21 protein-coding genes are annotated in these 26,877 nt (G+C 71.3%); 9 read left to right on the top strand and 12 right to left on the bottom strand.

The annotated features are described in order from the left end of the window. Window positions 1-703 precede the first annotated feature (703 nt). Entirely contained in the window at window positions 704-2,338 is a 1,635-nt protein-coding gene (locus FDO69_RS03655) for an acyl-CoA dehydrogenase family protein (protein WP_104778134.1), read from the bottom strand. A 110-nt stretch (window positions 2,339-2,448) separates the two neighbouring features. Between FDO69_RS03655 and FDO69_RS03650 the strand changes: the two genes are divergently transcribed. Continuing rightward, window positions 2,449-3,630, top strand: coding sequence for a YihY/virulence factor BrkB family protein (locus FDO69_RS03650; RefSeq protein WP_104778133.1), 1,182 nt, complete (start codon window positions 2,449-2,451; stop codon window positions 3,628-3,630). Window positions 3,631-3,642: 12 nt separating this feature from the next. On the opposite strand, the gene FDO69_RS03645 is transcribed toward FDO69_RS03650, so the two are convergent. Next, a complete protein-coding gene (locus FDO69_RS03645) occupies window positions 3,643-4,458 on the bottom strand; it encodes a Rossmann-fold NAD(P)-binding domain-containing protein (protein ID WP_104778132.1) in 816 nt (271 codons plus the stop codon). A gap of 159 nt (window positions 4,459-4,617) precedes the next feature. Between FDO69_RS03645 and FDO69_RS03640 the strand changes: the two genes are divergently transcribed. Further along, entirely contained in the window at window positions 4,618-5,553 is a 936-nt protein-coding gene (locus FDO69_RS03640) for an AraC family transcriptional regulator (protein ID WP_104778131.1), read from the top strand. Between the two features lie 49 nt (window positions 5,554-5,602). Continuing rightward, window positions 5,603-6,286, top strand: a complete 684-nt coding sequence (locus FDO69_RS03635; RefSeq protein ID WP_104778130.1) for a helix-turn-helix transcriptional regulator — start codon at window positions 5,603-5,605, stop codon at window positions 6,284-6,286. Here FDO69_RS03635 and FDO69_RS03630 read toward each other — a convergent pair. Next, window positions 6,272-6,670 (bottom strand): VOC family protein, encoded by a 399-nt coding sequence (locus FDO69_RS03630; protein ID WP_104778129.1) that lies wholly within the window; start codon window positions 6,668-6,670, stop codon window positions 6,272-6,274. The genes FDO69_RS03635 and FDO69_RS03630 overlap by 15 nt on opposite strands. A 380-nt stretch (window positions 6,671-7,050) precedes the next feature. Between FDO69_RS03630 and FDO69_RS03625 the strand changes: the two genes are divergently transcribed. After that, window positions 7,051-7,593 carry a peptidoglycan-binding domain-containing protein gene (locus tag FDO69_RS03625; protein WP_104778128.1) on the top strand — a complete coding sequence of 181 codons (543 nt, stop codon included), beginning with the start codon at window positions 7,051-7,053 and terminating at the stop codon, window positions 7,591-7,593. A gap of 36 nt (window positions 7,594-7,629) precedes the next feature. Here the strand turns inward: FDO69_RS03625 and FDO69_RS03620 are convergent, their stop codons facing one another. From FDO69_RS03620 to FDO69_RS03580, 9 genes are all read right to left on the bottom strand, one after another. Beyond that, window positions 7,630-8,055: a helix-turn-helix domain-containing protein gene (locus FDO69_RS03620; RefSeq protein ID WP_104778127.1), complete on the bottom strand. Its 426-nt coding sequence runs from the start codon at window positions 8,053-8,055 to the stop codon at window positions 7,630-7,632. 273 nt (window positions 8,056-8,328) lie between these two features. Next, window positions 8,329-8,754, bottom strand: a complete 426-nt coding sequence (locus FDO69_RS03615) for a RidA family protein (protein WP_104778126.1) — start codon at window positions 8,752-8,754, stop codon at window positions 8,329-8,331. 269 nt (window positions 8,755-9,023) lie between these two features. Next, window positions 9,024-10,067, bottom strand: coding sequence for a LacI family DNA-binding transcriptional regulator (locus FDO69_RS03610; protein WP_104778125.1), 1,044 nt, complete (start codon window positions 10,065-10,067; stop codon window positions 9,024-9,026). 185 nt (window positions 10,068-10,252) lie between these two features. Beyond that, a complete protein-coding gene (locus tag FDO69_RS03605; protein ID WP_104778124.1) occupies window positions 10,253-11,962 on the bottom strand; it encodes a glycoside hydrolase family 43 protein in 1,710 nt (569 codons plus the stop codon). Between the two features lie 92 nt (window positions 11,963-12,054). Further along, window positions 12,055-12,969 carry a carbohydrate ABC transporter permease gene (locus FDO69_RS03600; protein ID WP_104778123.1) on the bottom strand — a complete coding sequence of 305 codons (915 nt, stop codon included), beginning with the start codon at window positions 12,967-12,969 and terminating at the stop codon, window positions 12,055-12,057. Further along, window positions 12,969-13,853, bottom strand: a complete 885-nt coding sequence (locus FDO69_RS03595; protein ID WP_104778122.1) for a carbohydrate ABC transporter permease — start codon at window positions 13,851-13,853, stop codon at window positions 12,969-12,971. Before FDO69_RS03595 ends, FDO69_RS03600 begins: the two co-directional genes overlap by 1 nt. A gap of 8 nt (window positions 13,854-13,861) precedes the next feature. Further along, entirely contained in the window at window positions 13,862-15,199 is a 1,338-nt protein-coding gene (locus FDO69_RS03590; protein ID WP_104778121.1) for an ABC transporter substrate-binding protein, read from the bottom strand. Window positions 15,200-15,686: 487 nt separating this feature from the next. Continuing rightward, complete coding sequence (locus FDO69_RS03585) at window positions 15,687-16,775, bottom strand: LacI family DNA-binding transcriptional regulator (protein ID WP_104778120.1); 1,089 nt, start codon at window positions 16,773-16,775, stop codon at window positions 15,687-15,689. Between the two features lie 421 nt (window positions 16,776-17,196). Continuing rightward, a complete protein-coding gene (locus FDO69_RS03580) occupies window positions 17,197-18,210 on the bottom strand; it encodes a hydroxyacid dehydrogenase (protein WP_170320832.1) in 1,014 nt (337 codons plus the stop codon). 428 nt (window positions 18,211-18,638) lie between these two features. On the opposite strand from FDO69_RS03580, the gene FDO69_RS03575 reads away from it, so the two are divergent. From FDO69_RS03575 to FDO69_RS03555, 5 genes are read left to right on the top strand one after another with little or no spacing between them, the layout of a single operon-like run. Next, a complete protein-coding gene (locus FDO69_RS03575; protein ID WP_104778119.1) occupies window positions 18,639-19,988 on the top strand; it encodes an extracellular solute-binding protein in 1,350 nt (449 codons plus the stop codon). Further along, window positions 19,985-20,980, top strand: a complete 996-nt coding sequence (locus FDO69_RS03570) for a carbohydrate ABC transporter permease (protein WP_104778118.1) — start codon at window positions 19,985-19,987, stop codon at window positions 20,978-20,980. The genes FDO69_RS03575 and FDO69_RS03570 overlap by 4 nt, the downstream gene beginning before the upstream one ends. Next, entirely contained in the window at window positions 20,977-21,840 is an 864-nt protein-coding gene (locus FDO69_RS03565) for a carbohydrate ABC transporter permease (RefSeq protein WP_104778117.1), read from the top strand. Before FDO69_RS03570 ends, FDO69_RS03565 begins: the two co-directional genes overlap by 4 nt. Before the next feature lie 41 nt (window positions 21,841-21,881). Next, complete coding sequence (locus FDO69_RS03560) at window positions 21,882-23,402, top strand: glycosyl hydrolase family 28 protein (protein ID WP_104778116.1); 1,521 nt, start codon at window positions 21,882-21,884, stop codon at window positions 23,400-23,402. Next, a complete protein-coding gene (locus FDO69_RS03555) occupies window positions 23,399-26,857 on the top strand; it encodes an alginate lyase family protein (RefSeq protein WP_234387832.1) in 3,459 nt (1,152 codons plus the stop codon). The genes FDO69_RS03560 and FDO69_RS03555 overlap by 4 nt, the downstream gene beginning before the upstream one ends. The last annotated feature ends 20 nt before the right edge of the window (window positions 26,858-26,877 follow it).

Here is a 26,877-nt window from a genome sequence, read left to right as displayed (position 1 = left end):
GTCGCGGAACCTTCGCCGACGAGGAACTCTCGCGGTCGCGGAACCTTCGCCGACGAGGAACTCTCGCGGTCGCGGAACCTTCGCCGACGAGGAACTCTCGCGGTCGCGGAACCTTCGCCGACGAGGAACTCTCGCGGTCGCGGAACCTTCGCCGACGAGGAACTCTCGCGGTCGCGGAACCTTCGCCGACGAGGAACTCTCGCGGTCGCGGAACCTTCGCCGACGAGGAACTCTCGCGGTCGCGGAACCTTCGCCGACGAGGAACTCTCGCGGTCGCGGAACCTTCGCCGACGAGGAACTCTCGCGGTCGCGGAACCTTCGCCGACGAGGAACTCTCGCGGTCGCGGAACCTTCGCCGACGAGGAACTCTCGCGGTCGCGGAACCTTCGCCGACGAGGAACTCTCGCGGTCGCGGAACCTTCGCCGACGAGGAACTCTCGCGGTCGCGGAACCTTCGCCGACGAGGAACTCTCGCGGTCGCGGAACCTTCGCCGACGAGGAACTCTCGCGGTCGCGGAACCTTCGCCGACGAGGAACTCTCGCGGTCGCGGAACCTTCGCCGACGAGGAACTCTCGCGGTCGCGGAACCTACGCCGACGAGGAACTCTCGCGGACGAGGAACCTTCGCGGACAAGGAGCCTTGGCGTACGCGGATGACGCGGATGACGCGGATGACGCGGATGACGCGGATCAGCGGACCGGATCAGGACACCGGCCGGGCCCGCTCCACCACCGACGCCAGGTCCAGCGTGTGCGGCAGCGTCCCGAAGGCCGCGCCCCCGTCACCGCCGAGCCGCCCCGCGCAGAACGCGTCGGCGACCTGCGGCGGCGCGAAACGGACCAGCAGGGAACCCTGGAGCACCAGCGCGAGCCGCTCCGTCAGTCGCCGCGCCCGCCCCTCCACGCCCTCCAGATCGGCGAGTTCGGTCAGCAGGTTCTTGATGGCCGCGTCGAGACGATGATCGGCGCCGCGTGCCTGCCCGACCTCCCGCAGATACGCGTCCAGAGCCCCCGGCTCCCGCTGCAACGCCCGCAGCACGTCCAGCGCCTGGACGTTGCCCGCGCCCTCCCAGACGGAGTTCAGCGGCGACTCGCGCACCAGCCGCGGCATCTGGGACTCCTCGACGTAGCCGTTGCCGCCGAGGCACTCCGCGGCCTCCACGGCAACGGGCGGGCACCGCTTGGTCACCCAGTACTTGGCGGCCGGCACCGCGATCCGCAGCAGGGCCCGCTCCTGCTCGCCGCCGTCGTCATAGGCGGCGGCGAGCCGCAGCGCCAGGGTCGTCGCCGCCTCCGACTCCAGCGCCAGGTCGGCGAGGACGTTGCGCATGAGCGGCTTGTCGGCGAGCTTCCCGCCGAACGCCTCGCGGTAGGTGCAGTGGTGCACCGCCTGCGCCACGGCCTGGCGCATCAGCCCGGCCGAGCCGAGCACGCAGTCCAGCCGGGTCGCCGCGACCATCTCGATGATGGTGCGCACCCCGCGCCCCTCCTCGCCGACCCGGCGCGCCCAGGTCCCGTCGAACTCGACCTCGGCGGAGGCGTTCGACCGGTTGCCCAGCTTGTCCTTGAGCCGCTGGATCCGGAACACGTTGCGCGAGCCGTCCCGGAGCACCCGCGGCACCAGGAAGCAGGTCAGCCCGCCCGGAGCCTGCGCCAGGACCAGGAAGCCGTCGGACATGGGCGCCGAGCAGAACCACTTGTGCCCGGTCAGCTCATAGGTCCCGTCCTCGGCGAGGGGCCGTGCCGCCGTGGTGTTCGCCCGGACGTCGCTGCCGCCCTGCTTCTCCGTCATGCCCATCCCGAACAGCGCCCCGGCCTTGAGGTGCGCGGGCCGCAGCTCACGGTCGTAGACCATGGACGTCAGCCGCGGCTCCCACTCGGCCGCCAGGTCCGGGTCGGCGCGCAGGGCGGGCACCGCCGCGTGCGTCATCGACAGCGGGCAGCCGTTGCCCGCCTCGACCTGCGTCCACACCTGGAAGGCGGCGGCCCGCCGCAGATGCCCGGCCGGCCGGTCCCAGGCGGCCGTCAGACCGGCCGAGACGCCCTTGCCGAGCAGCCGGTGCCAGGAGGGGTGGAACTCGACCTCGTCGACCCGGTTGCCGTACCGGTCGTGCGTGAGCAGCCGCGGCGGGTTCTCGTTGGCCAGCCGCCCCCACTCCTGCACCTGGGCCGAGCCGGAGGCCCGGCCGAGCGCGGTCAGCTCGCCGAGGACCTCCTCGCGCAGGTCCGGATCGACATGCCGGTCGACCGCCTCGGCCAGGGCCCGGTCGGCGGAGAAGACGTCGTACCCGACCAGCGGCGGGACCTGGTTCGTCACGGTGTGCGTGCTGCCTGCCATGGTGCGAACGTACCCCGCGGTAGCACCTTGGCACCCGGTGAGCCCGGACCGGTCCGCGAAGACCCGGCCTGTGGGTGAGTGGGGCAGGGCACGGCGGATACCGTTAGGGGGTGCAGCCAGCAAGTGAAACCGCCGACACGCCCTCCGGGCGCCTCCACCGGGCGCGGGCCCTCTACCGGAACGTATCCAAACGCAGGACCGCCTGGCTGTTGGTCAAGGACACCGTCAACTCCTGCGTCGAGTACCGCATCCTGGGCCTCGCGGCCGAGGCCGCGTTCTTCACACTCCTGTCGGTGCCGCCGCTGCTGCTGAGCATGATCGGACTGCTCGGCTACGTCGACGCCTGGACCGGCGCCGACACCATCGAGAGCCTCCAGACCAACCTCCTGGAGGCCTCCCGCACGGTCCTGTCCGACCAGGGGGTCCGCGAGATCGCCCAGCCGATCCTGCACGACGTGATGAAGGGCGGCCGGCCCGACGTCATCTCCGTCGGCTTCCTGTTCGCCCTGTGGTCGGGCTCCCGCGCGGTGAACGTCTTCATAGACACCATCACCGTGATGTACGGCCTGGACGGTGTCCGGGGCATCGTCAAGACCCGTCTGATGGCCTTCCTGCTGTTCATCGTGGCCCTGCTGATCGGCTCGGTCGCGCTGCCGCTGATGGTGGCCGGGCCGGACGCGGTGGTGCGGATCGTGCCGTGGTCGACGACGCTCGTGCAGGTCCTGTACTGGCCGGTGGTCATACTCCTGTCGATCGCCTTCCTGACGACGCTGTACCACGTGTCCGTCCCGGTCCGTTCCCCCTGGATCGAGGATGTGCCCGGCGCGCTGGTCGCCCTCGGCATGTGGGTGCTCGGCAGCTTCCTGCTGCGGATCTACCTGACCAGCACGGTCGAGGGCCCCACGATCTACGGCTCCCTCGCCGCGCCCGTCGCCGTGCTGCTGTGGATCGGTGTGTCCGCGTTCGCCGTGCTCGTCGGGGCCGCCGTCAACGCCGCCATCGACCGGGTCTGGCCGGCCGCCGCGACGGCCGCGGCCCGCGAGGCCAACGAGCGGCTGCGGCAGGCCCAGGTCGCCGAGTACGTCGCCCGCGCCACCGCCACGGGCGAGGCCGACCCCGACATGCCCTCCGAGTTCCCGGAACGCTGGTCCCGCTTCCTGCCCCCCGAGGACGTCTCGGCCCGCCTGCGCACCCATGTGAAGAGCACCCACGTGAAGAACACCCACACCAAGAGCACCCAGGTGAAGGACACCCAGGTCAACGGCGAGAGGCAGCCGCCCGAGGACACGTGACGGGCGAGGCCCTCAGGGCTTCCAGGTCCCCGCCGCGGCCTCCTCGCGCACGAAGTCGCCGAAGTCCCGGGGCGCACGGCCCAGCACCTGACGCACCCCGTCCGAGACGTGCGCGTTGCGGCCGTCGAGGAGGGTGTCGAAGATCGCCGTCATGCCCGCCACCTCCTCAGGCGGCACACCGAAACCGGCCAGTGCCTCTTGGTAGTCCCGCGTCGAGACGGCCCGGTACGTCAGCGGCCGCCCCGTCGCCCCGGCGATCTCCGCGACGGCCTCCCCGAAGGTCAGCAGCCGCGTCCCCGAGAGCGTGAGGGTTCGCCCCGCGTACCGGTCGCCGGACGTCAGCGCGGTCACCACCACGTCGGCGATGTCCCGCACGTCGAGGAACGGCTCGGCCACCTCGCCGGCCGGGAACACCAGCTCCCCGCGCTCCCGCAGCTCCGCCACCAGCGGCCCCTCACTGAAGTTCTGCGCGAACCACGCGGCCCGTACGACCGTCCAGTCCGCCCCCGAGGCGTGCAGCGCCTCCTCGGTCGGCAGGGCCTGGTCCTCGCCGCGCGCGGACAGCAGCACCAGGCGCCGCACCCCGAGCCCGGCCGCCTCGCGCCCGAGCGCGCCGACCGCCTCCGCGGCGCCCGGAGCGCCGACGTCCGAGGGCAGGGCGAGGTAGGCCGCGTCCGCGCCGCGCAGGGTCTCCGCCCAGGTCGAGCCGTCCCACCAGTCGAAGCCCGTCGCCCGCGACGCCGCCCGTACGGTGAGCCCGGCCGCCTCCGCGGCCCGCGCCACCCGGCTTCCGGTACGCCCCGATGCGCCCGTCACCACCACCGTCATGCTCCGCGTGCCCCGAGCAACGTTTTCTGTGGTGCTTTCTGTCGTGTTTTCTGCCGCGTCCTGCGCCGTGTTCGTCATGCCGTCGAGTCAACTGCCGTGCGCCGCACGGAACCATCGCTGAACGGCTCATTCCCATACGACCGCGTCTACGCTGGCCGCATGGACGCCCTCGCAGGTCTGCTGGAAGGCCCCCGCGCGCGGGGCGCGTTCATGATCAGGGCCTGCTTCGACCCGCCCTGGGCGGTGCGTGTGGAGGACCGGGCCCCGCTCACGGTGATGCTCGTCGTCCGCGGCGAGGCCTGGGTCGTGCCCGACGGGGGCGAGAGCACGCGGCTGCGGGCCGGGGACCTCGCCATCGCCCGCGGCCCGGATCCCTACACCTGCGCCGACGCCCCCGGCACGGCACCGCAGGCGGTGATCCTTCCGCACCAGGAGTGCCGCTACCCCGACGGACGGCCCCTCAACGGCTCCATGGACCTGGGCGTCCGCACCTGGGGCGACCGGCTCGACGGGGACACCGTGATGCTGATCGGCACGTACCCGATGCGGGGCGAGGTCGGCGGGCGGCTGCTGGACGCCCTGCCCGCGCTGCTCACCCTCACCTCCGACGTGTGGGACTGCCCCCTGACGCCGTACCTCACCGAGGAAATCGTCCGGGACGAGCCGGGGCAGGAGGTCGTCCTGGACCGGCTGCTGGACCTGCTGGTCATCGCCGCGCTACGGGCCTGGTTCGCACGCCCCGAGGCGGAGGCACCGGCGTGGTACCGGGCCATGGCCGACCCGGTCGTCGGCGGTGTCCTGCGCCTCCTCCAGGACGACCCGGCCCACCCCTGGACCGTCGCCGCGCTCGCCGCGAAGGCCGGGGTGTCCCGCGCCGCGCTGGCCCGCCGCTTCACCGCCCTGGTGGGCGAACCGCCGATGACCTACCTCACCGGCTGGCGCCTCGCCCTCGCCGCCGACCGCCTGCGCGACTCCGCCGACACTCTGGACGCGGTGGCCCGCAAGGTGGGATACGGCAGCGCGTTCGCCCTGTCGACGGCGTTCAAGCGGGTGTACGGAGTGAGCCCGGTGGAGTACCGGGGGAGGGCGGCGTAGCGGCAGCGGGGCCGGGTCCGCCGCCGGGTCGCGGCGTAGCGTGGCTTCCATGTACGTGGAGCGGGCGTCGCGGCTGCCCGGGGCCGTCGTGTGGACCAACAGCCCGTCCCGGCCGGGGGCGGGACGGGTGCTGCCCGACGGGTGCATGGATCTGCTGTGGCACGACGGGCGGCTGATGGTCGCCGGGCCCGACACCCGCGCCCACCTCCCGGACGGTGGGACCGGCCCCTGGGCCGGAGTCCGCTTCTACCCGGGCACGGCACCGGGTCTCCTCGGCGTGCCGGCGCACGAGCTGCGCGACCGGCGCGTCGACCTCGCCGACCTGTGGCCGGCCGCGCGGGTGCGGCGTCTGACCGACGGTGTGAACGCCGCCGCCGACCCGGCGAGCGGCCTGGAGGAGCTGGCGCTGCGGCAGGCGGCCGGTTCCGAACCCCCTGACCCGCTGCTCCGGCAGGTCGTCACCGCCCTCGACGCGGGCCGCCCCGTCGCCGAGACCGCCGACGCACTCGGGCTCGGGCCACGCCAGTTGCACCGGCGCTCGCTGTCCGCCTTCGGCTACGGCCCCAAGACCCTGGCCCGCATCCTGCGGCTGCACCGCGCCCTCGCACTGGCCCGGGCCGGTGTGCCGTTCGCGGCGACGGCCACCCGGGCCGGTTATGCCGACCAGGCCCATCTGGCCCGGGACGTGCGGGAGTTGTCGGGCGTGCCGTTGGGTGAGCTACTCGGCGGCTAGCGGGGCGAACAGGTCCACCCCGTTGCCGTCCGGGTCGTGCACGACGGCGTACCGCTGCCCCCAGAACGCGTCCCACGGCTTGAGCTCGCCGTGGTACCCGGAGCCGACCAGCTCGTCGTACAGCGCGTCCACCTCCGCCGGCCCGTCGCAGCGCAGGGCGAGCGAGGCCCGGCCCCCGCCCGCGGGCGGCCGCCATCCGGGCAGGAAGGAGCGGACCGTCTCCTCGGTGTCCAGCATCAGCCGCAGCCCGCCGGGCAGTCCGGCCTCGGCGTGCGGCCGGTCCCCGGCGCCGTCCGGGAAGGCGAACCCGAGCCGGCGGTAGAACGCGACGGAGGCGGCCATGTCGGAGACGACCAGGCCGATGGCATCGAATCGTGCAGTCATGGAGCCACCGTAGGCAGGCACAGGAGACCCGGTCTTGAAGAAAACGGACACCTCGATCCGGGGCCCCCGCCCCGGAGCCCGGATCCGAAATTTTCGGTCGCCGCAACAGCCTGGGCGGCCCGGCTTCCCCTGCCCTGAGCCACGCGCACACCCCTGCCGCGCCCACCGCCGTCGGTCCGCCGACCCGGGCGGGCCCCCGGCGACCCGACCCCGGCGCGGGAAGCCCGCAGCCTCGCGGGTGGACCGTCCCTGGGCGGCCCGGGGACGCCGCCAGGGCTCGCCGTGGGCGCCGCGGAACCGTGACGCTGTGCCGTGCCAGACGAGACGAGCCGCCCCAGGGGAAACCCGTCGGGGGACGGCGGTTCGGAAAGGACAACCGCATGAGCATGCGCAATCGGGCCGTGGCGATGGTGGCGACGGCCGTGATGCTGGGGGCCGGGGGGACCGGCATCGCCCTGGCACCGGCGGCGAACGCCGCGCCCGCCTACTTCGGCATCGACGGCAAGGGTGCCGTCACCAACGACTGGGAGGACGAGGAGAACCTCGGCGTCGACGCCTACGCCAGGGGCAATGCCATCGCCCTGTGGGAGACCGTGCTGTGGGCCGACGGCGCCGAGTGGGAGGACGACGAGGGCGAGTGGCAGCCCTTCCGGAAGAGCCGGATCGACGGCTCGTTCGGACCGGAGACCGAGTCGGCCACGCAGTGGTGGCAGAGCCGGCACAACCTCCCCGAGACCGACGGCACCGTCGACAGCGAGAGCTGGGACTTCGCCCAGACCCGGCTGCAGAGCCTGCCGGGCAACATCGTCCAGTACAAGGGCCTCGTGCGGAACGTCAACTTCAAGCGCGTGGGTGGCAAGTACCAGGTGAAGCTGAAGAACGTCGGCCCGTGGAAGTACGCCTACTACCGCACGCTCGGCTGAGCGACACCGTCGCCGGGGAGCGGAGGGCCGCGACGCTCACCCGCTCCCCACCGGCAGCACCCACAACAGCCCGGCCAGCAGGACGACGATGACCGCGAACGACACCAGGGCCGCCGCCCGCCAGCGCCGGTACTCGGCACCGGCCGGCGGCGCGTCGGCCGCCGGCTCCGCAGCCCCCGCCGCCACCGCCACCCCGTGCGGCCACGTCCGGTCGGCCAGATCCCACAGCGCCAGCACCCGCGCCTGCTCCGCCCCCGCCACCCGGCACAGCGCCTGCACCGCTCCCCGCGGCGGTTGCTTGGCCCCGCTGAGGTACCGCTGCCACGACGACTTGCTGTAAGCGGTCCGGCGGGCCAGCTCCGCGAGGCTCAGACCCGTGCGGTCCTTCAGGGCCCGCAGCTGCTCGACCAGGTGGCGCGCCTCCCTCGGCAGTGCGTCCGGAAGCGGCCGCCAGCGTGTCATGGTCGTCCCCCCACTGCTCGCCGCCGCCCCGCCCCCGGACACCGGCCCCTGCCCACCGCATCGTTCGACGCCGGGCTGTCCCGGCCAGTTCCCCCGGGCGGCGGGCGCGCGACGCGCACGAGGGGTGTGCGGCGGGCCCACGCACGACCACGGGCCGGTGGTCTGCGCCCCCGCCGGGACACCTCTCGGCGTGCCCCGCGAGGGACGCCTCCCTCAGGACGGGAACGTATCGGTCAGGGCGGCGACGCTTCCGTCATGGCGGGGACGTGTCCGTCAGGCCGCCTGGTCGGACCCGGCGGGCCGTACCGCGACCGCGTCGACCTCGAACAGCATCCCGGGCAGCGCCAGCGAGGCGACCCCGCTCAGCGTCTGCGCAGGGAGCCGCTCCCCGAAGCGGGCGTGCAGGGCCTTGCCCAGGGTCTCCAGCTTGCCCAGGTCGTGGTCCACGATGAACGTGCCGAGCCGTACGACGTGCTCGTAGCCGAGACCGACCTTCTCCAAGGCCGAGCGCAGCCGGTCGAAGGCCAGCTCCACCTGCGCGGCGAAGTCGCCCGGCACCGGGGCGCCGGTGGCGTCCGAGGCGTACTGGCCGCCGATGAAGACGGTTTCACCGGACGCCGACACGGCGTGGCTGTAGCCGAAGGGTGTGGGGTCGTGGAGCGTGGCGGGGTTGGTGATGGTGCGCGGGTCGCGCGTCATGGGAGGTGGCCCCTTCGCTGAGAACGTCCGCCGCCACACCGACGACGGACCTGGCACTTCCGCCAACTCCGGTCGCACACAAGCGCATTCCCGCCCGGCCGGGCCGACGCCTGCCTGTCGCGCAGGCCCACGACGCACTCCCGGCGGCTCACCTCGCACCTACGCGCACGACGCACTCCCGGCGGCTCACCTCGCACCTACGCGCACGACGCACTCCCGGCGGCCCACGTCGCACCTATGCGCGCGGCGCACCTATGCGCGCGGCGCACCTATGCGCGCGGCGCCGCCGTGCTCGCCCGTTCCACCAGCCGCGTCGACAACTCCGTGCGCGTGCTCTCCGGACGATGGCCGTCCATCATGCGCAGCAGCGACCGCAGGGCCGTGGCGGCCATCTCGGACAGCGGCTGGCGCACGGTGGTCAGGGCGGGGGAGGCCCAGCGCGCCTCGGGCAGGTCGTCGAAGCCGACCACGCTGATGTCGTCCGGGACCCTCAACCCCCTTTCGGCCAAGGCCTCGTAGGCGCCCAGAGCCATCCGGTCCGAGCACACGAAGACGGCGGTCGGCGGCTCGGGCAGGTCGAGGAGTTCCAGCATGCGACGGTGGGCGACGCTCTCGTCGAAAGCGGCGTGCCGGACGTACTCGGCGCGGTGCCGGATTCCTGCCGACGTGAGCGCCGAACGGTATCCGGCGACCCGGGCACTGCTGCACATGGTGCGCCGGGGGCCGGCGATGACGGCGACCCGCTCGTGGCCCAGGGACAGCAGGTGCTCCGTGGCGGTCAGGCCGCCCTGCCAGTTCGCCGCCCCCACCGAGACCACGCCCTCCGGCGGCTCCTGCACGGGGTCGATCATCACGAACGGGATGCGGTGCTGCTCCAGCCAGGCGTACTGCGGGTCGCTCAGCTCGGCCAGGTTGAACACCACTCCCGAAGAGCCCCGGGCGACCAGCTTGTCCAGCCAGCCGCGTTCCGGGCGGCCGACCCGGGAGCGGATCAGCGCCGTCGACACCACGACCTCCAGGCCCGCGTCGTGGGCTGCCTCCTCCACGCCGTGCAGCACCGCGCCCGACCAGGAACTCTCCAGTGAGTGCACGACCAGGTCGACGAGCCGGGGTGCCTTCGCGGCGTCGAAGCGGGGTCTGCGCACGTACCCGAGCCGGTCGAGTGCCTCGGTCACGCGGCGACGGGTCTCGGGTGCCACGTCCTCGCGGCCGTTGACCACCTTCGACGCGGTCGGCACCGACACCCCCGCCTCGCGTGCCACGACCGCCAGCGTCGGACCGGCCGCCACGCTCGCACTCGCCGTACGGACCATCAAGAACCCACCTCTCCGGCCCGCCCGAGGGCCGTGGAAAGTTTCGACCAGCGCTGCACACGGCGGTCACGGGGTCCGGCCGGGCAGAAAGCGCTTCCTATCGTAGGTGGGGCGCAGGACGGCGGGAAGACGGTCGGATTCACTGCTTCGCGCCGGTCAAAACTTTCGAAACCCCGAACAGCGCCTCAGCCGGGTGTGCAGGTCAGCCGAAACCCGGTGAAGTCCGCCGTGAACGCCGCGTCCACGAGGTCCCGGGCGTGGATCCCCGCCATCGCGCCGGTGAACCGCAGCCGGGAGCCGTGGTCGTCGGACAGCCGGCCGAAGTCCAGCGCCGGCCCGACCGCCGTGCGTACCCCGTCGCGGACGTACCAGAAACGGGCGTCGGCCCCGTCGACCGTCACCCCCAGCGTCACCGGCTGCCGGTCCACCCGTCCGTCCACCCGACGGTCCACCCGTCCGTCCACCCGTCCGTCCACCCGACGGTCCACCCGTCCGTCCACCCGACGGCCCACCGGCCCGTCGATCCGGCCGTCCACCGGCACGTCGACGACGGTGACCTGCCGTAGGCCGTCCTCGTCACGCTCGACGAGACTGAGCACCGTGCGACCGCGGCCTGGTGTCCCGCTCCACTGCTGTCCGCGCTGCGGTTCGCCCTCCGGCTCCGCCCACGTCAGGTCCAGGGCGAGATACGCCTCGGGGTTGTACCAGAGCACCAGCCCGGCCGCCTGCGTGAAGGTCACCGGCCGTGCCTCCACGGTGACTTCGGCCTCCGCGTGGTGCTCGGTGACACGCTGGGCCAGCAGGGAGGCCGCCCACCGGGACTCCGGCCCGTGCCGGCCGCGCAGTCGGATCCACCCGCGGCGGGCCGTCGTGTCGGCCCAGGACGGGTCCGGCCGCTCGCGCAGGGTGCTCCAGGGCCAGGACAGGTCCTCCGGTGATGCGGCCGGTGGCAGCGGGTGCGGTCGCGTCTGCACGTCGACCTCGGCCGCCGGGCGCCACCCGCCCTGCCGCAGCCGGGGCCAGCCCTCCGCGTCCCAGGTCACCGCCTGGATCGCGGTCTCCCGGCCGAGGGTGCAGCGGCGGCCCTGCGGAGTGTGCAGCGGACGGGCCGTCAGATGGCTGAGCAGCCACTGCCCGTCCGCCGTCTCGACCAGCTCGCCGTGCCCGGCCTTCTGCAACGGCACCCCCGGATCGTCCCGGGTGGTCAGCAACGGAAGTTCGTCCAGCTCGTACGGCCCCGTCAGCTCCTTGCCACGAGCCACCCGCACCCCGTGTTCCCAGCCCGTGCCGCCCTCGGCGAGCACCAGGTAGTACCAGCCGTCGCGCCGCAGCAGCTTCGGCCCCTCGATCAGCCGGTCGTGCTGGAGCAGCAGCCGCGTGCCGCCGACGGGTTCCAGCGTGTCCCGGTCCAGCTCCGTCACGACGATCCCCGCGAACCGCTCACCCCCGGGCCGGTGGTCGTTCTGCAGGTTCAGCAGCCACAGCCGGCCGTCCTCGTGGAACAGCGCCGGGTCGAAACCGTGGCTCGCGACCCGGCGCGGTGCGCTCCACTCGCCGTCGATGCGGGAGGCCGTCGAGATGTACGTGTCGAGGTCGAAGTAGGGGGTGCCGACCGAGCGCACGACGGTGTACGTGACCCAGAACCGTTCCCCGTCCCAGCTCAGCGACGGGGCCCAGACGCCGCCCGAGTCGGGCACCCCGGCCAGCGAGTCGCCGGGGACAGCCCCCTGCACATGGCCCGCGTACTCCCAGTGGGCCAGGTCCCGGGAACGGTGCAGCGGGATCGTCGGGAACCACTCGAAGGAACTGGTCGCCACGTAGTACCAGTCGCCGACCCGCACCAGCGACGGATCGGGGGCGAAGCCGCGGAGGACGGGGTTGTGCAGGACGGTCACGCGAGAACTCCCGGAGCGTCGGTCGCCCTGGAGGCCGCGGGGAGTCAGGGTCACCTGCGGCCCCCAGGAGTCTGGGGATACGGCGAAGGGGGTCACTTGAGGGCGCCGAGCGTCACACCGGTCCGCCAGTAGCGGCGCATGGCGACCATCATGACCGCCATCGGGACGATGGACAGCAGCGCGCCGGTCAGCACCAGGCCGGTCAGGTCGATGCCTGACTCCAGGCGGGTGCCGGACCAGTTGTAGAGGCCGAGGTTGAGTGTCCAGTTCTCCTTGCCGCGCAGCACTGTCAGCGGCAGGAAGAAGGCGTTCCAGGTGTTGACGAAGGCCAACAGGAACACCGTCGCGCCGCCCGTCGTCATCATCCGCAGCACGATGCTGAAGAAGATCCGCAGCTCCCCGGCGCCGTCGATCCGGGCCGCCTCCAACAGCTCGTAGGGAATCGTCGCCTCGGTGTACACCTTGGCCAGGTACACGCTGAACGGGTTGATCAGGCAGGGGATCAGCATCGCCCACGGCGTGTCCACCATGCCGATCGCGGAAAACAGCAGATACAGCGGCAGTGTCAGCAGCGCGATCGGGATCAGGAACGAGCCCACGACACACGCGAAGATCGCGTTGCGCCCGGGGAAGTCGAAGCGGGCCAGTCCGTAACCGGTTGCGAGCGCGATCAGCGTGCCGCCGAGCGAGCCGACGCCCGCGTACAGGAACGAGTTGGCCGTCCACCGCAGGAAGATCCCGTCCTGGTAGGTGAACACCTGATGCAGGTTGTCCCACAGGTGCCAGCCCGAGAACCACAGGCCGTTGCTCTGGTAGAGCGCCGTGCGGTCCTTGGTCGCGGCGACCATCAGCCACCACACCGGGAACAGGCTGTAGACACCGGCCAGGGCCAGCCCGACGAGGAGGAAGCGCTGGCCGCCCCGTCCGCGAGAGGCCGGGTCGGGCTCGGACAGCCGCCGCACGCCGCGGACTTGCGGCCGCTCGGATCTCCGCTCGGTCAGCGTCATCAGTCGGCCTCCTTCGAGGTGAGCCGGTAGAAGAGGAAGGAGGCGATGCCCAGGATCAGGGCCAGGAGCACCGACAGGGCGGCCGCGTAGTTGTAGTTGCCCGCGTTGAACGCCTGGTTGTAGATGATCATGATCGGGGTGAAGCTGTCGCTGACCGTCTGCGGGGTGATGTTCCGGAACAGCGCCGGCTCGTTGAAGATCTGCAGCATCTGGATGATCGACAGCAGACCCGTCAGGACCAGCGCCCCGCGCACGAACGGGATCTTGATACTGCGTGCGATCCGCAGCTCGGAGGCGCCGTCCAGCCGGGCCGCCTCGAACAGCTCCCGGGGCACGCCCTGCAGGGCCGAGTAGATGATCACCATGTTGTAGCCGATGCCGTGCCAGGTCAGCAGGTTGCCGATGGACGGCCACACCATCGACGGTGCGAAGAAGTTCCAGTCGAGGCCGAGGGACCTGCCGATCGCGGTGAGCGGGCCGACGTCCGGGCTGTAGAGGTTGACCCACACGATCGCCGCGACCACGCCCGGGATCATGTACGGCACCAGCAGCACGATCCGGAACCTGCTCGCCACCCGGGACGTCAGCGCGTCCAGGAACAGCGCCAGCAACAGGCTGATCAGCAGCATCAACGGGATCTGGACGCAGGCGAAGAGAACCACCCGCAGGATGGAGTTCACGAACGCCGAGTCCGTCAGCCCCTGGGTGTAGTTGTCGAGCCCGACGAACTCCGTCGTCGCACCGCCGAGGCCGAGCCCCGACTGCTTCTCCGTGAACAGCGACTCGTAGACCGCGTAGCCGATCGGGATCAGATACAGAAACAGGAAGCCGAGCTGGAAAGGCACCGTGAAGGCGGCGCCTTTCCAGCGCATGGAGCGAATCATCGAGTGCCTCAGCCCTTGACGCTGATACCGCGGGACTTCAGGTCCTTCACCGTCCACTCCTGCATGTGCGCGAGCAGGTCGGTGACCTTCTCCTGCTTGTTGACGACCTTGGCCCAGCCCGCCTGGAGCTCGGTGAACATCGCCGTCCAGTTGGGCCCGAAGGTCCAGTCGGTGGTGACGGTTCCCAGGCTGTCCGTCACGACCTTCTGCGCCGGCTCGTAGTTCTTGCCGAGCAGCTTCTGCGAGATCGACTCACCGACGTAGGAACCGCCGTCCTTCAGCGCCGGCATCACGCCGTTGCCGGTCTCCGGGCTCGCCATCGTCTTGACCGCGTCCTGGTTCGTCGACATCCACAGGGCCGCCTGGGCCGCCCGCTCCTGGTCCTTGCACTGCTTGGTCACCAGGGTCACGCTGCCGGTCAGGTTCGTGCCGGCCGGTGTCTTCGCCGCCTCGCCCTGGTACGCCGGCCAGGGCGCGAGCGCCCAGTCGCCGAAGGACTTGGTGAAGTTCTGCACCATGCCGGCCATCTGCCAGGTGGAGATCTGCCGGGTCGCGGTGGCACCGCTGTCGTAACTGCGCTGCACGGCCGCGTAGTCGGCGAAGGACAGCTTGGCGTTCAGGTCGTTGTCGATTATCTCCTGGATCACCTTGGCGGCCTTCAGGGTGCCCTCGTCCTGGAAGTCCACCTTCCAGGCGTTGCCGTCGATCGCGTACCAGTGCGCCCCGGCCTGCATCGCGAGTACCTCGAGGGTGCTGGGGTCCTCACCGGCGTAGTTGGTGATCTTGATGTTGTGCTTCTTCAGGACCTTGCCGGCGGCGATGACGTCGTCCCAGGTCGCCGGGGGCTTGAGCCCGTACTTCTTGAAGATGTCCGTGCGGTAGATCGTGAACTGGGGCGCCGAGCTGGTGGGAACGCCGTAGAACTTGCCCTGCACCTGCGCGCTCGCCCAGGCGCCGGTGTTGAACTTGTCCTTCTCGCCCTCGACGTACTGCGTGATGTCGGCGAGTGCGCCCTGCGACACCCAGCTGGTCACGTACTCGGCGGTGTTCTGCACCAGACAGGGGGCGTTGCCGGCCTTCACCGCGTTGGTCAGCTGCTTCTGCATGGTCAGCTGGTCGGTGACCTTCGTGTACTTCAGCTGGACGTCCTTGTGCGAGGCGTTGAACGCCTTGACGACCGCCTCCTGGCCGTTGGCCCAGCCCCAGAAGGGGAGGGTGACCGGGCCGGACTTCGACGCCGCGTCGTCACTCGAGTCGGAACCGCCGCAGGCGGAGAGCAGACCTGTCAGCGCGATACCCGCGACAGCGGCGGAGGCGAACCTTCTCCGGGGGCTGGTGAAGTTCATCTGACCGTGATCCTTCGGAATAGGGCGTTCTCGGAACGAGAGGACGGCGGCGGCTCGGGGTGCCGACGGGAACGGCGGCCGGAAACACATCGGCTCGCGGGGGGGGGGTGGGGCGACCAAGCGGAAGCTGTAGTAAGCGGTTGCTGGGACGTTAAGCGGATGTGTCCGCTCATAGCAAGAGGTGCGCGGCAGTTTTGTTTACGGCGGGCGGCCCGGGGTGGCCCCGGTCGGCCGTACGGGTCGCGCCTCTGCCGTATGGGATGTATGCGCAGGTCAAAGCCGTGCGATCAGGGGGTGCGTCGCCGTGCGGCGGGCACCGTGAGGAGACTCGAGGTGAGCCTTGGAATTCGAGTAACCGGTTACGTAACACTCTCCGCGAGCACCCGCGCCGGTTGCTCCAAGTCCCGGGCGCCCGCGAGGGCGCGCGGGAGTTGCCCCGGAGCCCGGGCGCCCGGGAGGACGCGCCGGTTGCCCCGGGGCCCGGGCGCTACCCGCGGCGCCCGGGCGGCTGGACCGAGTTGCGGACCACGACATGGGTGCCCAGGATCAGGTGGTCGCCGTCGGCGCCCTTGCGGCGGCCCGCGCCGCCCTCACGCCGGTCGGCCACCGCCCGCAGCGCGACCCGGCCCATCTCCTCGTACGGCACGTGCACGGTGGTCAGTTGGGGTGTGAGCTGCGAGGCCAGTGGGATGTCGTCGTAGCCGACGACCGAGACGTCCTCCGGTACCCGCAGCCCGGCCGCGCGCAGGGCCTGCATGGCACCCGCGGCGACCACGTCCGTACCGGCGAGCACCGCGGTGAAGTCCGGCGTCTCGTGCAGAGCCGCCTCGACGGCCTCGTACCCGTGGTCGTAGTCGTACGGGCCGTGCCGGACCAGCCCCGGGTCGAACGGCACCCCGTACGCCTCGAAGGCCCGCTGAGCGCCCCGCAACCTGCCCTGGGCGGTGGTCAGTTCGGCGTGCCCCGGCAGGACGAGGACGCGGCGGTGCCCCGCCGAGAGCAGGTGGCTGGCCATCGCGTAGGCGCCGCCCTCGTTGTCGTAGTCGACGGTCGTCGCAGGGACGTCACCCTCCAGCGGGGGCCGGCCCACCAGGACCAGATGCGAGCCGGCCGCGTCCAGGGAACGGGCGAAGCGGGCCATGCGCAGCTGGTACTCGTCGTAGTCGTAGGCGCCGCCGAGCAGGATCACCGCGGCGACGCCCTGCTGGCGCATGAGGTTCACCAGCGCGAGCTCCCGCTCGGGGTCGTCGCCGGTGGTGCCGACCAGGGAGAGCCAGCCGCGCAGCGTGGCGGCGCCCTCGACGCCCTTCGCCACGTGGGCGAAGGCGGCGCCGGTGATGTTGTTGATGAGGATCGCCACCGTCGGGGTGCCGCCGCCGGCGAGTGAACGGGCATGGGCGTTGGTGACGTAATCCAGGTCCCGGACCACCTTCATCACCCGGCGGCGCAGCTCCTCCGACACCGGGTAGTTGCCGGAGAGCACCCGCGAGACGCTGGCCACGGAGACGCCCGCGCGCTCCGCGACATCACGGATGGTCGCCCGGCCGGCGTCGCTCGTCGCCTTGCGCTGACTCACCCTTGCGGCTCCTTCACGGTAGTGGTCCGGCCCGTCGTGGTCCGGTCGTCGCGGTCCGGGCGGTGGCGGACCGGGGCGGTGCGCCTGCTGTGCTGCGGCCGCAGGTCGGGGCCGTGGCGTCCCCGGTCCCGGTGCGCCGGGCCGTGGTGTCCCGGCCGCCGTGCTTCAGCCCGCCGTCCCCGAGCCCGCTGTCGCCTGGCCCGCTGGGCCGCGGAGCCGGTTGCGACTGCCCCGGGGCCATCGGTGCGGAAACCGTATCCCATCATTCCTCCAGGCCCGGGGGGCCTGTGGACAATGGGCGCCGCGGTCCGCCGCCGCGCTCCGGGGGCCTGTGGACAACGGGCGCCGCGGTCCGCCGCCGCGCTGCCACGCACCCGCGCGGGATCCGCCTCGCACCACCCGCACCCGCGCCGGATCCGCCTCACGCCACCCGCACCAGATCCGCGTGCCGCACCTCGTGGACCGGCGGTACGCCCGCCGCCAGGCGCTCCAGTTCCTCGACGACGATGCGTCCGAGCCGCTCCAGCTCGTTGCCGAGGGATCCGGCGATGTGCGGGGTGAGGAACACGTTGGGCAGGTGGTACAGCGGCGATCCGGGGGGCAGCGGCTCCGGGTCGGTCACGTCCAGCACGGCGCGCAGCCGGCCGGACACGAGCTCGTCGGTGAGCGCCTCGTGGTCGACCAAGGCGCCGCGGGCGGTGTTGACGAGCACACCACCGTCCCGCACCAGGGCGAGCCGGTCGCGGTCGAGCATGTGATGGGTCGCCGGGATGTCGGGGGCGTGCAGGCTCACGATGTCGCTGCGCCGGAGCAGATCCTCCAACGACAGCGACTCGGCACCGAGGGCGGCGGCCTCGGCGGGGCTCACGTACGGGTCGTGCAGCAGGACGGTGAGGTCGAACGGCCGCAGCAGTTCCAGCAGCCGACGGCCCACGCGCGAGGCGCCGATGACGCCGACGCGACGGCCGAGGTTGCCGGTCGCCGCGGTCTCGGCGGGGCCCGGGTAGGCGTGGGTCCGGCGGAAGCGCTCGCGGTGGTCGAAGGCGTCCTTGCCCAGCAGCAGGATCATCGCGAGCGTGTACTCCGCGACCGGCAGGGCGTTGCCCGTCACCGCGCTGGACACCGTGACCCCGCGTTCCCACAGGGCCTCGCCGACCAGGGAGCGGACCGAGCCGGCCGCGTGCAGCACGGCGCCGAGCCGCGGAGCCGCCGTGAGGACGCCGGCGTCCAGGTGCGGGCAGCCCCAGCCGGTGATCAGCACCTCGGCGGAGGCGAGGGCGGCGGCGCCGGCCGGATCGGCGAAGTCCCGTACCACCAGCCCGGGATCGATGTCGGCCGTGCGCCTCAGCCGCTCCATCAGCGGCGGAGGGAAGAGCAGCGGGAGGTGAACCGGGTCCATCGCGAACACGGCCCGCGGCAGCTGAGGGCTGGGCATGACTCTCCTGGAGCAGGGGGATGGAAACAGTTTCAGAAAGCGGCTTCTACCGTAGATCTGTCAGGAAGCGGGGGTCAATCGCCTGTCGGGGGCGACCTCGGGAGGTGCCGGTGCGGGGCGGCACGCATGCCGTAGCTCCTCGGTGCGACCACTTTCGGAAATCGATTACTACGGTTTCGGTGGCGGAAGGTCAGACCGGAATGGGGCGCCGGAGGCTCTGAGCAGCGGCAAAGGGCTGCACCGCAACCGGTTCCCCACCCATGGTGTTCTCGAAAAATCGCTCAGGCTCTTGACGCGCCATCCTGCCCGGAAGAAGCTCTGCCCGACGCGCAGCAACCGGTTGCCATAGTGATTCCTCCGGTCGGCGTCCCGAGTGTTCCGGCATGCGACCGGCATGTCGAACAGCAAAAGCAGGAGGTGGTGCGTCCATGCACCCACGTGCCGGTGCATCCCTGAGCCGCCGCCGGTTCCTCGCCCTTTCGGCAGCCGGTGGCGCGACCGGCGCGGCAGCGCTGAGCGGCTGTGCGATGCGCGTCTCCAGCGGTGTCAGCGGTGTCGGCGAGACCGTCACGGTGATGGCGAAGGCCGACGACTTCTCCCCGGAGCTGATCCGGCAGGCCCGCAAGGACCTCGGCGTCAAGATCGTCACGGTGCGCTACGACATCACCAAGCTCATCGGCATGATGACCAACGGCGCCCCGCCCGACCTGGTGCGCGGCGTCGGCGCCACGGACGCGCCCTACTTCGCGGCACGCGACGTGATGGAGGACCTGGACCCCTACTTCGCACGGAGCGACGTCCTCAGGGCGGGCGACCTCGACCCGGTCAACGACCTGTGGCGCTACGACGGCCGCACCCAGGGCAAGGGCCCCCGCTACGGCATGGCGAAGGACTTCTCGCAGGACTCCATGTTCTGGTACAACACCGCCCTCTTCGACGAGGCGGGGGTCGGCCACCCGCCGGAGACCGAGCCGGTCACCTACGAGGAGTGGCTGGAGGACGCCAGGCGGCTCACCCGGCGCAGGAACGGCCAGACGACCGTCTTCGGCGGCAGCTACCAGGGCGTGCTCACTCCCAACCTGCTGGCGAGCCTGACGGCGTCCGCCGGAGGCAACCTCTTCACCGACGACTTCTCCCGGATCGACTTCACCACCCCCGAGGCCCGCAAGGCCCTGGCCTGGTACGTCGAGTACGGCCGGAGCCGGGTCGGGCCCAGCATCGTCCAGCCCGACCCCAACGCCTGGGACGGTCCGACCTACCAGGCGGGCCGGATGGCCATGTCCAACTCGGGCTACTGGCTCGGCGGTCTGATCAACACCGACAAGAAGCTGGCGCCCCTGTCGCGGCTCGCCCCGGCCCCGCTCTTCGCGGGCGGCCGGCGGGTCAGCCCCTGCCAGGCCGGGACCGGATTCTGGATGCCGAAGAAGGCGAAGAACAAGGACGCCGCCTGGCGGGTCTTCGAGTGGTTCTTCGGCGAGGGGCCGGCCAGGGCCCGCGCGTCCGGCGGCTGGGGCATCCCCACCCTGAAGTCCCTGCGCCCGCTGATGCCCGCCCGGGAGGACTACCAGAAGCGGGTGCTGAAGGTGCAGAACGCCGAGCTGAGGCACTTCTCGGTGATCGCTTTCACGCCCTACGCCTCGGCGGACTCGCTCTACGCCCTGTTCAACCAGGAGGCGCCGGCCGCGATGAACGGCCACATGTCCGTCGACACCCTCGCGGGCCGCCTGAACTCCGTCATGAACGAGCAGCTCAAGCGCGGAAAGGAGCAGGTGGGATGACGGTCGACCAGATATCCGTCACCGGGCGGACCGGCGCGCCCGACAGCATCGCCCGCAGGGCCCCGGCCGGCCGGCCCCGGATCTCCATGACCGGCCGCAGGCATCGCGCTTTCTACCTGTTCACCGCCCCCTGGATCATCGGTTTCCTGCTGCTGACCGTCGTGCCGATGGCGTACGCGCTGTGGCTGAGCTTCACCACGTACGACGGCATCTCGCCGCACTGGCGCTATGTCGGCCTCGGCAACTACACCGAGCTGTTCTCCGATCCGCAGACCTGGAACTCCCTCGGCCGCACGGGCCTGTTCGCGATCACGTCGGTGCCGCTGTCGATCGTCGCGGGACTCGGCCTGGCCGTCCTGGTCAACCGGCCCATCAGGGCACGCGGACTGTTCCGCACCCTGCTCTATCTGCCGGCCGTGGTGCCACCGGTCGGTGCCGGTCTCACCTTCAAGGCGCTCTTCGACCAGAACTCCGGTGCGGCGAACGGTGTCCTCACCCTCTTCGGGTTCGACGCGCTCGGCTGGCTCGCCGACCCCTACGCCCGCTACGTGCTGCTGATGAGTGTGCTGTGGGCCGCCGGAAACGTCATGATCATCTCGCTGGCCGGGCTCCAGGACGTGCCCCGCGAACTGCACGAGGCCGCCCGGATCGACGGAGCCGGCGCCTGGCGCACCTTCCGCAGCATCACCGTGCCCCTGCTGTCGCCGGTGCTGCTCTTCCAGACCGTCACCGGTGTGATCGCGTCCGTGCAGACCATCATGCCGCTGCTGCTCACCCCGGACGGCACGACGGCGGGCGTCACCGCGCTGCCGCAGTCCAACTACCTCTACATGATGCACGTGTTCTCGCAGTACTTCGCGCTCGGCCGCTACGGCTACGCCTCGGCGCTGCTGTGGGTGCTCTTCGTCCTGATCCTCATCGCCACCGGACTCATCTTCAGGTTCACGTCCGGCGTGGTGTTCTACAACGTCGACCCGGAGGCGAAGAAGTGACCGCCACCAGTCTTCCTCCCGGCTCCGCGCCCCGGGTGCGGGTACGTGCCGGCCGCCTGGTCCTCTACACGGTCCTCGTCGTGGCCACCGGGCTGTTCGTCGGCCCGTTCGGCTGGCTGGTCCTCAGCGGTCTGAAGACCCCGGCGGAGCTGGCCGCCTCGCCCGTGCACTGGCTGCCCACCCACGTCCAGTGGCACAACTTCGCGGACGCCTTCAACCTGATCGACTTCCTCGGCTACGCCCGCAACTCCCTGATCATCGCGACCCTCTACGCCACCCTCGTCACCCTCAGCTCCGCCTGGGTGGGCTTCGGTTTCGCCCGGCTGGAGGCCCCCGGGAAGAAGACGCTGTTCGGCATCCTCATCGGCTCGATGATGCTGCCGCAGATGATCACGCTGCTGCCGACCTATCTGATCTTCGCGAAGCTCGGCATGGTCGACACGTACTGGCCGTGGGTGCTCTGGGGCCTGGCCGCCGCCCCCTATCTGGTCTTCCTCTTCCGCCAGTTCTTCGCCGGACTGCCCCGCGAGCTGGAGGAGGCGGCGATCGTCGACGGCTGCGGATACGGCACGATCTTCTGGCGCATCTTCCTGCCGCAGTCCTGGCCGGTGCTCTCCGCGAGCTTCGTGATCGCCTTCACCTGGTCCTGGGGCGACTACATCGCCCCCCAGCTGCTGCTCTCCACCGACCGCTCCACCCTCGCGGTGGCGGTCATGTCCACCTACGTCACCTCGGCCGGCACCCCCGTGGCCAACCTCCAGGCCGCGGGCTCCGTGATGTACGTCGTGCCGATCCTGCTGATCTTTCTGGTCGCCCAGCGCGGGTTCGTCGCCGGAATGTCCACCTCCGGCCTCAAGTAACCCTGCCCGCAGCCCTGTTCCTCGTTTGCAAGGAGTCACAGATGTCCCCGTCCCTGTCCCGCCGCAGCGCTCTCCAGGCGGCCGGCGCCACCGTTCTCGCCGCCGGGTTCACCCAGCTGTCGGCGACCGCCGCCCGGGCGGACGAAGCCGCCGTCGTCGCGCCGAAGCTGGTGACCTACCCCCGCCCGTCCGCCATGCCGACGAACACCAGCTTCAAGGTGCGGGTGCGCACCGCCCCCGACGGCGAGTGGCAGACCCTGGACATCTGGCGCCCCCAGCTGGGGGAGATCAACCCGACCACCGGGTCCAGCAAGACCTACAACTCGTCGCTGGCGTACTTCGACTTCCAGGGATCCGTCGAGGTGGAGGTCACCTGTCTCAAGGGCGGCACCACCAAGGTGCGCGTGAGACCCGACTCCTACGGCATCAAGCCCGAAGTGGGGGGTGACACCCTGCGCTTCACGCTCGACCAGCCGCGCAACGTCGTCGTGCAGATCAACGACGACATCTTCGACTGTCTCCATCTGTTCGCCCGCGCGGTCGAGAAGAAGCCCGCGCAGGACGACCCGAACGTCCTCTACTACGGCCCCGGCGTCCACACCACCGCCGACGGCACGCTGCTCGTCCCCTCCGGCAAGACCGTGTACCTCGACGGTGGCGCCGTCCTCAAGGCGACCGTGATCTTCCGGAACGTTGAGCACGCCGGGATCGCCGGCCGGGGCGTGCTCGCCGGAACGGCCGGCGGCGGCGCCCTCGTCGAGAACTCGCGGAACATCTCCATCGGCGCCGTCACCGTCCTCAACCCGAACGGCTACGCCGTCCAGCTCGGCGAGGCCACCGGAGTCACCATCAAGGGCCTGGGCTCCTTCAGTTCCAAGGGCTGGGGCGACGGCATCGACGTCTTCTGCTCCAGCAACGTCGTCATCGACGGCGTCTTCATGCGCAACTCCGACGACTGCATCGCCCTCTACACCCACCGCTGGGAGTACTACGGCGACACGAGCAACGTCACCGTCCGCAACTCCACCCTGTGGGCGGACGTCGCCCACCCCATCAACGTGGGCACGCACGGCAACTCCGACAACCCCGAGGTCCTGAAGAACCTCACCTTCAAAAACCTCGACATCCTGGACCACCGCGAACCCCAGATGGGTTACCAGGGCTGCATCGCCCTCAACCCGGGCGACAGCAACCTCATCAAGAACGTCAAGGTCGACGGCGTACGCGTCGAGGACTTCCGCTGGGGCCAGCTCATCCACATGCGGGTCATGTACAACACGAAGTACAACACCTCGGTCGGCCGCGGCATCCAGGACGTCTACGTCAAGGACCTTTCCTACACGGGCAATCCGCTCGCCACCTGTCTGCTGCTCGGTTACGACGCCAAGCACGCCATCAAGGACGTCACGTTCGAGAACCTCATGGTCAACGGCACGGTCATCGCCGACTCGATGAAGAAGCCGACCTGGTACCTCACCACCGACACCATCCCGATGCACGCCAACGAGCACGTCCTGAACCTGAAGTTCCTCACCACCGCCGAGGCGGCCGCCGCGTCATGAGCACCGATCCCATGAGCACCGACCCCGTGAGCACCGCCCTCACGAGCACCGCCCTCACGAGCACCGACCTCACGAGCACCGACCCCGTGAGCGTCAGCCTTATCACCGGCAGGCACCCGGCACCCCTCGCACCGAGCCGCCGGGGCTTCCTCGGCGGTGCGGCCGCCGCCCTGCTGCTGGCGTCGGGCGCGAGCGGACTGCTCGCCCCCGGCACGGCCCGGGCCGCAGGCCGGGGCAGCAGCGCACCGCGCACCTTCACCCACCCCGGTCTGCTGCACAGCGCCGACGACCTGGCCCGGATGAAGGCCGCGGTCGCCGCCAAGGAGTCCCCGGTCCACGACGGTTACCTCGCCTTCGCCGCCCACGCGCGCTCGAAGTCGACGTACGCCGTCCAGAACACCGGCCAGATCACCACCTGGGGCCGTGGCCCGACCAACTTCCAGAACCAGGCCGTCGCCGACTCCGCCGCCGCCTACCAGACCGCGCTGATGTGGTGCATCACCGGCGAGCGCGCCTACGCGGACAAGTCCCGGGACATCCTCAACGCCTGGTCGGCGTCCCTCACCGCCGTCACCGGCGCGGACGGGCCCCTCGGCGCGGGGCTCCAGGCCTTCAAGTTCGTCAACGCCGCCGAGCTGCTCCGCCACACCGGTTATGACGGCTGGGCCGAGGAGGACGTCGAACGCTGCAAGGAATCGTTCCTGCGCGTCTGGTATCCCGCCATCTCCGGCTACATGCTCTACGCCAACGGCAACTGGGACCTGACGTCCATCCAGTCGATCCTGGCCATCGGCGTCTTCTGCGAGGAGCCCACCCTCTTCGAGGACGCGCTCAGGTTCGCCGCCGCCGGGGCGGGCAACGGCAGTGTCCCGCACCGCATCGTCACGGACGCCGGACAGGGCCAGGAGTCCGGACGGGACCAGGGGCACGAACAACTCGCCGTCGGCCTGCTCGCGGACGCCGCGCAGGTCGCCTGGAACCAGGGCGTCGACCTGTACGCCTTCGACGGAAACCGGCTGCTGAAGAACGTCGAGTACGCCGCCCGCTACAACCTCGGCGGCGACGTGCCCTTCGTCCCCGACCTGGACCGCACCGGCAAGTACGTCAAGACGTCCGTCTCGGCGATCGGGCGCGGCACCCTGCCCCCGATCTACGAGATGGCGTACGCCCACTACGCGGGCGTCCGCGGCCTCGACACGCCCTTCACCGAGGCGGCCGTCTTCCGCGGTGGCGGCGGTGCCCGCGTCGTCGAGGGAAGCAACGACGACCTGCCCAGCTGGGGCACCCTCACCTTCGCCGGCACGAAGGCCCCCTCGCCGTCCGCGCCCACGGCTCCGGCCGGTGTCACGGCGGTCGGCGGCGAGGGATCCGTCACGCTGGCCTGGCTGCCGTCGGCGTGGGCCGAGTCGTACACCGTCCTGCGCGCAGCCGCCGCCGACGGGCCGTACGAGAAGCTCGCGACCGGGATCACCGACCCGTGGTACACCGACCGCCGGGCCCGCCGGGGACGTACCTCCTACTACCAGGTCGTCGCAGCCAACTCGCAAGGCGAGAGCGGCCGTTCGGCCTGGGCGGCAGCGGTCCCCGGGCTCCCCGGTCCCTGGCGGACCCGTGACGTCACAAACGTCAGGATCCCCGGCTCTGCGCTGTTCGACGGGGAGCGGTTCGTGCTGGAGGCGTCCGGCACCGCCGGCACCCACCGCCTGGCGTACCTGCCGCTGCGCGGCGACGGTACGGTCACGGCCCGGATCGTGTGGCCGCTCAGCTCCCAGTACTCCAAGATCGGCGTCACCGTCCGGGCCGCCCTGGACACGGACGCCGCGCACGCGGCCATGCTGATCCAGGGCCTGCCGCTGCACACCTGGAGCGGTGTGTGGAGCGTGCGGGCGAAGGCCCAGGGAGTGGTCACAGGCACGGGAAGCACACCCGTGCCCCCCTCACAGCAGCCGGCCATCACGACCGGCGCCGCTTTCCCGATCTCCTCCCTCGGTGACCTCCCCGAGTCGGCGACCCCCCTCGAAGCCCCGTACGTCGAGGGCGCCGGCGACGGCTACCGGCTGCGCATGCCCTACTGGGTCCGGGTGATCCGCCGGGGCGGCCGCTGCACCGGCGCCATCTCCCCGGACGGTGTCCACTGGACCGAAGTCGGCACCAGTGACGTCCAGTTGGGCACAACGGCCTACGTCGGTCTCACCCTCACCTCCTGCCTGGGCGTCGACGAGGACTACGCCGAGACCGGCACCGGCGCCTTCGACAACGTCAGCGTCACCTCCCGCACGGGCGGTGAGGTCTGGTCCGTGCCACGCCCCGCCCGGGCCGCGGGCGACCTGCGGGCCGCACCGGGTGCCGACGCGGTCGAGCTGGCCTGGACCGACCCGGACCTCTCGGCCCGCTACACGGTGCTGCGCTCGACCTCCGCGAAGGGCCCGTTCGAGACGGTCGCGAGGGACCTCGGCCCCGTGGGCTTCGGCACCCGCATCCGGCACGCCGACGCGACCGGCACGCCCGGCACGACGTACCACTACGCGGTGGCGAAGACGAACCGCGCCGGACACGGCCCGCTGTCGGCTCCGGCGCAGGCGACCATGCCGACCCCCGCCACGCCCCGACTCACCTCGTCCACCGAGGCCTTCACGAACCGGGGCGCCCCCTTCCAGCACCTCCTGCGAGCCACGCACGAGCCCACCCGCTTCACCGCGAAGGGACTGCCCGACGGTCTGCGCCTCGACCGGCGCACCGGCCTGATCTCCGGAACCCCCACCCGGATCGGCGAGTTCACCGTCACCACCACCGCCGGCAATGCGACCGGAGAGGCCACCGGCACGCTCACCCTCACGGTCGGCGATCCGCCGCCCGGGCCCTGGACCCATGGCGACCTGGGCGACGTCATCCTCGACGACCGCGCCTACGGCACCCTCGGCGTGGTCGCCGTCCAGACCCCCGGCAGCACCTCCCACGAGGCCGGCACCTTCGTGGTGCGGGGCGCCGGAACCGACCTCGCCGTCAACAACCAGGGCATGACGGGCCAGTTCGTACGACGGCCCGTCAGCGGTGACTGCGAGGTCACCGTCCGCCTGGTCTCCCGCGCCGGAGCCACCGGCGACCGGGTCGGCCTGCTCATGGCCAAGTCCCTGTCGCCGTTCGACCTGGCGGCCGGGGCGATCGTCACCGGCGGCACGAGCGCCCAGCTGATGCTGCGCCCGACCGTCGCCGGAAAGTCCGCCTTCACGGGCAACGCGGCGGTCACCGCCCCCTGCCTGCTGCGGCTGAAGCGCACCGGGACGCACTTCACCGCATCCGCCTCGACCGACGGCGCCACCTTCACCCCCCTCGCCGACGGAGACATCCCCGGCTTCGGTGACGCCCCCTACTACGTGGGCCTCGTGGTCTGCTCCCGCGACCCCCTGGCCCGCAGCACCACCGAGTTCGACGAGGTGAGCATCACCCCCATGTAGTACTCCACGGATCGGAGAGC

The organism is Streptomyces tibetensis (assembly GCF_007655005.1).
GTDB lineage: Bacteria > Actinomycetota > Actinomycetes > Streptomycetales > Streptomycetaceae > Streptomyces > Streptomyces tibetensis.
The sequence above is the reverse complement of the archived record's forward strand: the minus strand, read 5'-3'. Positions and strand labels throughout refer to the sequence as shown.